The 9,057-nt window shown below is 46.7% G+C and carries 10 protein-coding genes; 4 read left to right on the forward strand and 6 right to left on the reverse strand.

Annotated elements, in window-relative coordinates; translation table 11 throughout:
- Nucleotides 1–118 precede the first annotated feature (118 nt).
- A complete protein-coding gene (locus WG89_RS24615) occupies nucleotides 119–1,441 on the forward strand; it encodes a hypothetical protein (protein WP_153301805.1) in 1,323 nt (440 codons plus the stop codon).
- A 121-nt stretch (nucleotides 1,442–1,562) separates the two neighbouring features.
- Here WG89_RS24615 and WG89_RS24620 read toward each other — a convergent pair whose 3' ends face one another.
- Complete coding sequence (locus WG89_RS24620) at nucleotides 1,563–2,498, reverse strand: OTU domain-containing protein (protein ID WP_153301806.1); 936 nt, start codon at nucleotides 2,496–2,498, stop codon at nucleotides 1,563–1,565.
- Between the two features lie 276 nt (nucleotides 2,499–2,774).
- On the opposite strand from WG89_RS24620, the gene WG89_RS24625 reads away from it, so the two are divergent.
- Nucleotides 2,775–3,119, forward strand: a complete 345-nt coding sequence (locus WG89_RS24625) for a hypothetical protein (RefSeq protein ID WP_062270338.1) — start codon at nucleotides 2,775–2,777, stop codon at nucleotides 3,117–3,119.
- Here WG89_RS24625 and WG89_RS24630 read toward each other — a convergent pair.
- The 3 genes from WG89_RS24630 to WG89_RS24640 form a co-directional block, all read right to left on the reverse strand.
- A complete protein-coding gene (locus tag WG89_RS24630; RefSeq protein ID WP_062270339.1) occupies nucleotides 3,085–3,381 on the reverse strand; it encodes a DUF6482 family protein in 297 nt (98 codons plus the stop codon). The genes WG89_RS24625 and WG89_RS24630 overlap by 35 nt on opposite strands.
- A 9-nt stretch (nucleotides 3,382–3,390) precedes the next feature.
- The gene (locus WG89_RS24635; RefSeq protein WP_062270340.1) at nucleotides 3,391–3,933 is read right to left on the reverse strand and encodes a hypothetical protein; all 543 of its coding nucleotides are present in this window, start codon (nucleotides 3,931–3,933) and stop codon (nucleotides 3,391–3,393) included.
- An 85-nt stretch (nucleotides 3,934–4,018) separates the two neighbouring features.
- The gene (locus tag WG89_RS24640) at nucleotides 4,019–4,894 is read right to left on the reverse strand and encodes a LysR family transcriptional regulator (protein WP_062270341.1); all 876 of its coding nucleotides are present in this window, start codon (nucleotides 4,892–4,894) and stop codon (nucleotides 4,019–4,021) included.
- A gap of 104 nt (nucleotides 4,895–4,998) precedes the next feature.
- Between WG89_RS24640 and WG89_RS24645 the strand changes: the two genes are divergently transcribed.
- Nucleotides 4,999–6,207, forward strand: coding sequence for an MFS transporter (locus WG89_RS24645; protein WP_062270342.1), 1,209 nt, complete (start codon nucleotides 4,999–5,001; stop codon nucleotides 6,205–6,207).
- A 13-nt stretch (nucleotides 6,208–6,220) separates the two neighbouring features.
- On the opposite strand, the gene WG89_RS24650 is transcribed toward WG89_RS24645, so the two are convergent.
- Both WG89_RS24650 and WG89_RS24655 read right to left on the reverse strand, forming a co-directional pair.
- A complete protein-coding gene (locus tag WG89_RS24650; protein ID WP_062270343.1) occupies nucleotides 6,221–6,970 on the reverse strand; it encodes a hypothetical protein in 750 nt (249 codons plus the stop codon).
- A gap of 93 nt (nucleotides 6,971–7,063) precedes the next feature.
- Nucleotides 7,064–8,428 carry a leucyl aminopeptidase family protein gene (locus WG89_RS24655; protein WP_062270344.1) on the reverse strand — a complete coding sequence of 455 codons (1,365 nt, stop codon included), beginning with the start codon at nucleotides 8,426–8,428 and terminating at the stop codon, nucleotides 7,064–7,066.
- Nucleotides 8,429–8,888: 460 nt separating this feature from the next.
- Between WG89_RS24655 and WG89_RS32325 the strand changes: the two genes are divergently transcribed.
- A partial coding sequence (locus WG89_RS32325) for a transposase (protein WP_062260605.1) occupies nucleotides 8,889–9,057 on the forward strand: 169 nt, incomplete at its 3' end.

Raw genomic sequence — 9,057 nt, forward strand, 5'->3', positions numbered from 1 at the left:
CGCCGCAGTTTAAAAACACTGATTAAAAACAAATATTCTGGAGCGTCCTATGGGATTTTTCCGCCGCAGTTTATTATTTTACTTGCTGTTAGTTGCCGCAAGTTCTCAGGCACTTCCTTTGACGGACAATAAGGAAACGCCTAATTATGAATCTTATATCTGTGTCGAAACCGGCGACATGCACTTTTTTGAAGCCAACTGGTTTCTGGCTCAAATACATCACAGGGGCTATACCCCTTTTGAACCTGATGAAGAAGAAGCAGGCTTTGTTCCTTACTTGAAAAGAAATATAAAGAGTCAATACCAAATGGAAGTGAGCTGCACACTGTCCGAAGGAGAAGAGTTTTCCCAAACTCAGGAACAAAATGAACAAGACAGCCCTGCTTTAATTGTTCAGAATCTGAACTCAGATGACTCCCATCTTGAACTTAGTGTTATTCATCTTTCTCCTGCCATGATTCAACAGATGAAAGGAAGGCATGAACAGCACGATTTTGAAGCCATCTTTGCCAATCTCACCCAGCCTGTTTTCATGCGTGGACAAGACTCCCCCTTTACATCCGGCAGTGAGAAGCAAAGAGTCGGTACCAGCACCATGCTCATAGGTGCCGTTATTTTCAGCATGTCATTAAATAAAGTGGGGTCTTCCTGGTCTTCTGCCTTGGGAACCCTCATGTTATTTAGCTACATCGGTTATCAAAAAGGGATTACGCCCGGAAGAGTGATTTTTTCCATATCGGGAGCCCGTTATACCCATATCAGGAAAGCCGTGGTCAAGGCATTCATTGCTCATATCAAGAGCTTTGAACAATTCGCAGGCCTGGAACATTACCTCTATCACGGGGAAGGCTCTTCAAAAGTCTCAGCGGATGAATCTATGGCCTCAGAGCTCACTAAGGAAACCCTGTCGGAACACATCAAATTTACTCTCTATGATCTTGAACTTGAACAAGCACAATGTTTTCTCGCATCCCTTATGCAGGAAGCAAGAGAGTTTCTGAAGATACCTCTGCAGGGCAAAGTCAGCAACCTGGGAACAACTGCACCAATACCCGTGGGTAACGGAGAAAGAGAGATGCAAGCCCTAACCAAGAGGTTCGATGAAAAATACGCCACTTTAACTGGAGCCAGTTATACCTCTTACTTATTTTTTTATGAAAAAATGAAGGAGCTGCTGAATCAGTTTGTGGGTAAAAATACCGGGTTCGTTTTACAGACACTGCTCACTCAGACCGTGATCAACGGAGCGGTAGATTTTTATTTTCAGGAACCTTTCGAAAATCGAATTGGTCTCTTCAGTCATAACCCAAGAAGAGCTTTTTATCACCCTCTGACCGTTCTCAATGACATAGAAGATTTCACACTTCGCAACTGGTATAACATTTTCGTGTTTGGCTGGTATTACAAAGCAGGTCGATTCACAAGAGCCAGCCATCAATAAAGTCCATTACTTTTGTTCTGAGGGTTATACATCTCCCCTGGCTGTGTTTTGCAACCAGTCAGGGGATCTCATTGTGCCAACAAGTGAGTAACAGAGTTAAAGACTGATTGCCTGCTCGAATTTAATCGAACAGATAGATAGAAGACGGAGGTTTATCCCCCCACCCGGGATAAAACATCTCTTTATACACGTTTTGACCACACGCAGACGGATAAATACAAACACTTCGCCCAGACCCAGGTGTCGGCCCAATGTCATGAGGAGTAGTCTCGCTAATGGGAGCAGAAGGATGATCCAATGTCCCTTCCGGCGTCTGCGAATCCGCTTCGGCGAAAGTCCAATGAATCGCTGTTTCATGAATCAGTATCGGAAGATGAGCAGGAAATTCAGTGGTGATTGTCGTATCGCCATTAGGGTGATAAATAGTGATAAGGGGCTCACTGTTTAAACTGTTATCAGGGGTGATCACGGCAATTCCCTGAAACTGATCGCCCTGAATGATATTAAGAGCCTGCACCAGCACGGGTAGAAATGAAAGCTCTCCCCACTGATTCTGCTCGATGCATTCGAGTACAAAACCAGAAACATCTTCACCCAGATGAGTTTGAATAATGGCCTGAGCCGCAATGATTTGCTCATCCTCACTGGAACTCAAAAGTGCGGTCATGGTTTGCTGAAGAGACTCCATTCCTATGTTCGTCAAACTCCAGACAGCGTGATAGAAACAATTACCATCCTTGGGGGTATCTCCGAGTGAGTGTTGGTTATTGCTCAGTAGCAAAGTTAGCTGTTGGTGGTAGTTCTTTGGATTGTGAATAGTAAGAAGTCGTTGAGAAGCCGCTGAGCGATGATTTTGTTTTGTTGGCTGAGGCGCATTGCTCTCTTCCACCGGGCTTTCAGGTTCACAGTTCGGAACCCGGACGTAATTGCCTTTGCGGTCTTTTTCTGACGATCCAGTACAGCAGCAGGAAAAACACTTTCGGATCGACTCACTGGCACTGACAACCAGCCTCCACGCTAACTTCAGGAGGGGCTCAATAGAACCTTGTGATTGCATGGAAAATCCCGGCACCGAATATAAACTGTTTGGATGAGAGGCAGCCAATGCACCGGGGGTAAAACAGATGAAACAAAAGCTCAAAACGAGTAAGTGCAGAGCTTTTTTCAAATACATAGTTGAGATATCTCTTTCCGCAACGCCTATAGTTCAACGCCAAGTATTCATTTATGAAGAAAGATAGCTGAAAATGATTCAATGTTAAGAAATTCACTCATTCCGGTTTCTTAATGTCTAATGCTCAAGGACTTTCTCTTATATTTTTGTAGTCTGTCTATGCACAAGGTTTTAACCCTTAGTATCGGTGATATGAAAATGTTCCCACCCTGCGTTTCTCAATCCAAATACATCTTTTCGTGGCTGTTCTTCTGCCTCTTTCTGAACGGCTGTGCATCTCAGGTCAAAGAGCCATCACTTTGCACCGAAAGCTGGTATGAATACGTTGAATCAAGAGTACCTACGGGTGATGGTATGGGTCATGGTCCTGACCTCGGCTCGCTGGAATGGCGCTCAGTGGTAGAATTCAAACTGGGCTTGCGAGATCAGAACCTGTTACCCGATCGACCCAGCAATGGCTGGTGTAAAGCTATCGATCAATTTTTGAAAGACCATGACGAATAGATTCACCTTTTGCCTCGTCACCGGACATAATCATTTCGTCATAGGTGGTGGACATGACCATATCCAGCTGATCAGACAGATCTTTGCCCAATGCGTGCTTGGCCTCAAAAATACTGTGAAAAACCTTGGGTTTTTCTTCCGTGCCCTGAGTTAGCCATTCCCTGTCGTTGATTCTGCAGAGGTAAATATCACCTTCTGCTGAGATCAACTCCAGATGAATAGGTTCTTGGCGTGCAATGGCATTCAGTGTTTTCAGATTCATAGTCTGACCTCACGAGTGCTTTCTAAGAAAAAATGATCCCTTGAACGGGTTATCCAACATCTGGCTCCTGCCTGCAGGCTCTGCCTCAGGAATATGATGCGCAATAGCATTCATCAGTTTTGGAGCCGAGTCTGCATCAATATCCAGCATGACGACACTGCCGCCCTGCTCCAGGTGATCGTGAAAAGGTTGAAGTCGGTAGTTGTCACTGGAAGCTCCTATCAGACCACCCAGCCAGGTGGAGTAACCGAGCACCACCAGGCTGGCGAACAAGGTTATGATTGAGGCAATCGGATGACCTTCCATAAGCTCATAGACCGAAAGCCCGACCAGTACAGTCAATATAATACCTACAAGGAAACCTCGCTCACCGGAATGTACAGTGTCGTATTCTTCCAGAAACGACAAGTCGTTCAGGTCCTCTTTATGGAGAGTAAGATGATCTTTATGAGCTATGTGGATGCGATTGTGGGATACACCTTGAGACTCAACCAGTTGATTCAACTTTTGAGCACAAGTCAGGTCTGGCAGACGGTAGAGTATTCTAATCATACGGAACTTCCCTTCTCCGGTGATTGATGCGATCTTTTTTGCCCGCGAATAATCTATCTACGTATGAATGGTCGATTCAGATCACTTACCGGTTGCACTGTTCTTTCACAAACTCTTTGAACGTCCTGTCTGCCAGAGAGAGATAGCTGCCTTTACGCCAGGCCATGACAATGTCCAGCTTTACCGGATCCTTGAAAGGAGCCCAGCGTATTTGATGCTCACTTTGAGTGACCAGCTCTAACAAGGGTGAAACCCCCTGATTATGCTCAACAATTTTCAGAATCATGGGCAAAAGATTGGTTTCAACGGCGATATTGGCTTCCAGCTGATATTTCTGGCAAATCTCATCGGCCAGTTCTCTGTGAAAGTAGCCTTCTCTGAACATCACCAGATCTTCACTGAAGAACTCCTCAAAAGTGACCGATGCCTGCTGGGCAAAGCGATGCTTTTCACTGAACACGGCCACCATCTCTGAACTCAGTAGATGCTCTGTAGCCAGAGTGTCCGGGACATTCCGATTGACTACAACACCCAGGTCCAGCTCACCATTCACCAGCATTTTCCGAATAGTCTGGGTGCCCGCTTCAACCATTCGTAATTTAATATTGGGATATCGGCTTTTAAACGCCATCAGAATTTCCGGGAAGAAATACGACCCCATCATGCTGGGTACCCCAAGACGTACCTCCCCCTTTTCCAAACCTTTAAGCTCATCCATAGCCAGCTTTGTGCTTTCTATCTGCTGCATAATTTGCTGTGCATGCTGCAAAAGCACCTGACCTTCATAGGTCAGTGTCACTCTGCGTTCCTGTCGATGAAAGAGGGTTAGCTCAAGCTCCTTCTCCAGTTTTTTTATAGCAATGCTGAGAGCCGACTGAGCCATATGCAGCTGCTCAGCAGCCCGGGTGAAGTTAAGGGTTTCGGCCACTTTTATGAAGTAACGGAGATATCGAATATTCACATTTCATATCTATAATATATGGATTCTATATTTATTATATATTTTTTTTATTTATCAAAAAACTTTATTCTAACGTTCGTTTCATATTCAACAGCAGTAATAACATGATCGATCTCGCCACACCTTCTTATCGAAAAGCCACCTTTGCCCTGGCACTGGGATCTTTCCTGATATTCTGCAACCTGTATCTGTTTCAACCACTCATTCCTGTCATGGCCAATCAGTTCTCGGTTTCCGTTCTCAAGGCGAACGGCCTGCTGGCAGCAAGCACTACAGGGCTGGCTCTGACACTGCTGCCTTGGGCCATCCTTTCAGAAAAGCTGGGACGCTACCCGGTCATGATGATCAGCCTGGCACTGGTGCCTCTGGCAGGACTGGGCATACTCTTTTCAAACAGTTTGACCGTAATGATTTTTTCACGGGCATTGCTGGGAGTAGCTCTGGCAGGCTTTGCTGCAGTAGCAGTGGCTTACATGGCAGAAGAATTCACTCAAAGCGCGCTTATGATGGCTGTGGGTACTTATATCAGCGCCAACTCCCTGGGAGGTATCACTGGCCGGATCTTTGGCGGTTTAGTTTCTGAGCACTGGAACTGGGAAACCGCAGTTGCTGCCATGGCTCTGTTCAGTCTGCTATGTGCTCTGGCTGTCTATGCTTTACTGCCAAAAGCAACACACTTCCAGAAAGAGTCCGGGTTCAGTGTTAGAGGTGCCAGCCGTATCATTGCAGAGCACTTGCACAATCCAAAGCTTTTACTCGCAGTGTTAATCGGTGGACTGAATTTTGCCCTGTTCGTGAATCTCTACACGGTTATGGGCCTTAGGTTGATTGCCCCACCCTACTCTCTGCCTGTTGGCTGGACTTCGTTGATTTTTCTCTGTTATTTGAGCGGCACCATCTCTTCTCGACTCAGTGGACACTGGCGTAAACAACATACCACCACTCAGGGCATCCTGATCGGAACCTTCATTAGTATGAGTGGGGTATGGATAACCAGCTTTCATGAGTTGGCAGCTGTCATCATCGGTCTGCTGCTGATCAGCTCCGGAGCCTTTTTTGTTCATTCTCTTGCTTATGGCTGGGTGAGTCATCATGCAACCCGTGCCAAAGCTACCGCTACAGCACTGTATCTTGTTGCGTATTATCTGGGAGGCAGCCTGGGTGGATTCCTGCTCATCGCCTGCTGGCAGAAAGCAGGCTGGCCCGGCGTATTAATGGGTTCAATGACGCTTTACGGATTGATGTACTGGATGTGCTTCAGACTGAAAAAATACGATTCCACACACCAGACACCTTCAATGGCAAATCCTTAAACGATCCAGATGCTTAATGCCCTTTTACCTGGCGCTCAACCTTTGCAAATCGAGGCAAATCGGCCTCGATTTCTTTATTGAATGACATGATTTGCTCTTTCAGTGCTTCCCTGTCTTCAGGAATGCTTTTGATCTGGGACTTCACTTCCTGATAGCGAGGGGAATCTTTTTCTAAAGTAGAAAGTTCATCCTTCAAACTTCGCAGTTGATCCTTAAGTTCGGCCAAGGTGGATAACATCTCATTTCTTTGAGTCAGGTTGACCTGCATTTTGCTGTCATAAGAAACCCTGTCCAGTAACCCCTGGGGGACAGGCTTAAAGTTTTGCCCCAATAGCCATCGCTTCAGATCGCCATAGGTCTTCGATTTGAATTTACGAGCAGCGTCGGCCAGCTTTTTCTTGAAAGAACGAGGGACTTTTTCTTCCAGTACTTCATCAACAGGAGGTTTATCCTCAGCCGGTTCAGATTCTTTGGAGTGAATAGAGGGTAACGAGGTTGAATCGGAAGGAATAGATGGCTTGCGGCTTGTTATGTCTGTGTTTGGAAATCCAGGCGGTTTTCCGGTTTTAGGCACTTCCGGAATAGTGTCTTTCAGCGCGGTGACAGTCTGACCACTATTAGTTTTACCAATCTGGGTTGAGGTTGACTCAGGAATACCTCCAGGCAGACCAGCAGGAATTGAAGAGTCAAACTGAATTCCACCCTGTGAAATAGCCTCCCCCCACCTGATAACTTTGCTTTCCTTTGAAGTAGGTATCTGCACAAGTCTCCTGATATTGATACCTTTCAGGCTTCAGACACCCACAAAAAAGCCACCACCTGAATCAGGCAGTGGCTTGATGACTACAGCAGGGTCTTATCGACCGAAACGACTCTGCAGCACTTCAAAGACGGCACGAACACCAAAGGCTTCACCACCCACCGGACGACCCGGCTGGTTACGAATATTCCAGGCCATAATATCAAAGTGGACCCATGGGATATCTTTGCCAACAAACTCCTGCAGGTACAGAGCAGCAGTAATGGAACCACCATAAGGCTCTTTGGCACAGTTGGTCATGTCTGCGATTTCACTCTTGAGCATGTACTTGTAGCCTTTGTGCAGGGGCATACGCCATACAGGATCATCAGTCTTGTCACCAGCCTGCATCAGCTCACAGGCCAGAGCCGTATCGTCGGTGTAGAAACCGCCAACCTCAGTACCCAGGGCTACTCGACAAGCTCCGGTCAGAGTCGCAAAATCTACAATCATTTCAGGGTTTTCAGTGCAGGCTTCTGTCAGCGCTTCACACAATACCAGACGACCTTCTGCATCGGTGTTATGAATTTCAACAGTTAGCCCCTGACGTGTTTTCACTACGTCACCAGGACGCAGAGCATTACCGGCTACGGCATTCTCTACCGCAGGGATCATCATTCGCAAACGCACAGGCAGTTTGAAGTCCATGATCAGTCTGGCCAGACCGATAACATGAGCAGCACCGCCCATGTCTTTCTTCATTAGACGCATACCGGCAGCGCCTTTCATATCCAGACCACCACTGTCGAAACATACACCCTTGCCCACCAGAGTGATCAATGGGTGATTTTCATTACCCCAGGTCAGATCAATCAGGCGTGGCGCATGGGTACTGGCACGACCAACAGCATGAATGGTTGGATAGTTTTGGTTCAGCAGCTCGTCACCGACAATCTGGCTGACTTTGGCACCAAACTCTTCGGCCAGATTCTCAACAGCTTCGCCCAGATGTTCAGGCATCATGTCGCCAGCCGGGGTATTCACCAGATCACGAACCACAGCAATGGCTTTGATGAACTTTTCAGCTTCTTCAACCTGGGGTTGGCTAGGCAGAATCAGTCTTGGACGTTCTTTGTCGTCTGCCTTTTTGTAACGATCAAACTGATAAGCCCCCAGGCCCCAGCTGAATGCAGCCAGCTTCAGCAGGTTTTCATCACCCTGCAGTTTATAGTCACCTGCAGGCAGTTGATTCACCAGGTCACCGCACAGGAAGTAACTGGTCAGATCTTCAACACCAACAATCACCTGACTCATTACACCTTCTTCGCCTGGTATCAGGCTGATGCCCTTGCCCTTGTAGTCTGTGCAGGTCAGCCAATTCTGAAGTGGCTCTGACTGCTCATCAAACCAGCGAGCATAGTCAGAGGTTTCCACCAGAGTCAGGGGAATACCGTGGTCACCAGCCAGCAAATAGGAAAGCATAGATGTCTACCATTTGGATGTAAGGGGAGTGAAGGCAATATTGAAAGAAGGTATACAGTTACAGGAATAGTCTGCATACCTTATGAAGCCTGAAGGAACTTAGGCAAACCGCAACATTGCCATTTGCTGCCCATGCTATCAAAGCCTTGAAGACCATGCCAGTGAGCAAGTTCCAGACAACTTAACCTGAAACGCCGAAAGTGATCTTCACTTAAATCTTTGTTGAAATAATGACCGGATCTTCAGGATTTTCTATAAAGGCGAACCATGAAAATCAGCAACAGAAGCGCGCCCAGTGCGAAAACAACGTCTCCCGGCACCCTAATCCAGACCAGTGTCTGCATCAATGGAGAATGAAGCAGTTCTGGCGATCTTGCATACCAGTAGCCCTCACTAAGGAACCTGCGAATAAGTCCCTGATCATGAGATAATAATCTCAGCAGCTTGATCAGAGGTAGTCATGGACCAACAACTCTCTTTTTCCGACAGTGAATTCAGCCAGAAGCGACGCAGAACTCGTAGGGAAATTTTTCTTGAAAGAATGGAGGTTCTGATTCCATGGAAACGCTTAGAGGCCGTAATCGAGCCCTATTACCCTAAGCGTGGCAACGGAAGACCTCCTTATCCTC

The sequence above is a fragment of the Endozoicomonas arenosclerae genome (genome assembly GCF_001562015.1).
GTDB lineage: Bacteria > Pseudomonadota > Gammaproteobacteria > Pseudomonadales > Endozoicomonadaceae > Endozoicomonas_A > Endozoicomonas_A arenosclerae.

Coding starts and splice junctions, on each gene's coding strand:
- WG89_RS24620 (WP_153301806.1), bottom strand. CDS start 2,498: ATGCAATCACAAGGTTCTATTGAGCCCCTCCTGAAGTTAGCGTGGAGG.
- WG89_RS24625 (WP_062270338.1), top strand. CDS start 2,775: ATGCACAAGGTTTTAACCCTTAGTATCGGTGATATGAAAATGTTCCCA.
- WG89_RS24630 (WP_062270339.1), bottom strand. CDS start 3,381: ATGAATCTGAAAACACTGAATGCCATTGCACGCCAAGAACCTATTCAT.
- WG89_RS24635 (WP_062270340.1), bottom strand. CDS start 3,933: ATGATTAGAATACTCTACCGTCTGCCAGACCTGACTTGTGCTCAAAAG.
- WG89_RS24645 (WP_062270342.1), top strand. CDS start 4,999: ATGATCGATCTCGCCACACCTTCTTATCGAAAAGCCACCTTTGCCCTG.
- WG89_RS24655 (WP_062270344.1), bottom strand. CDS start 8,428: ATGCTTTCCTATTTGCTGGCTGGTGACCACGGTATTCCCCTGACTCTG.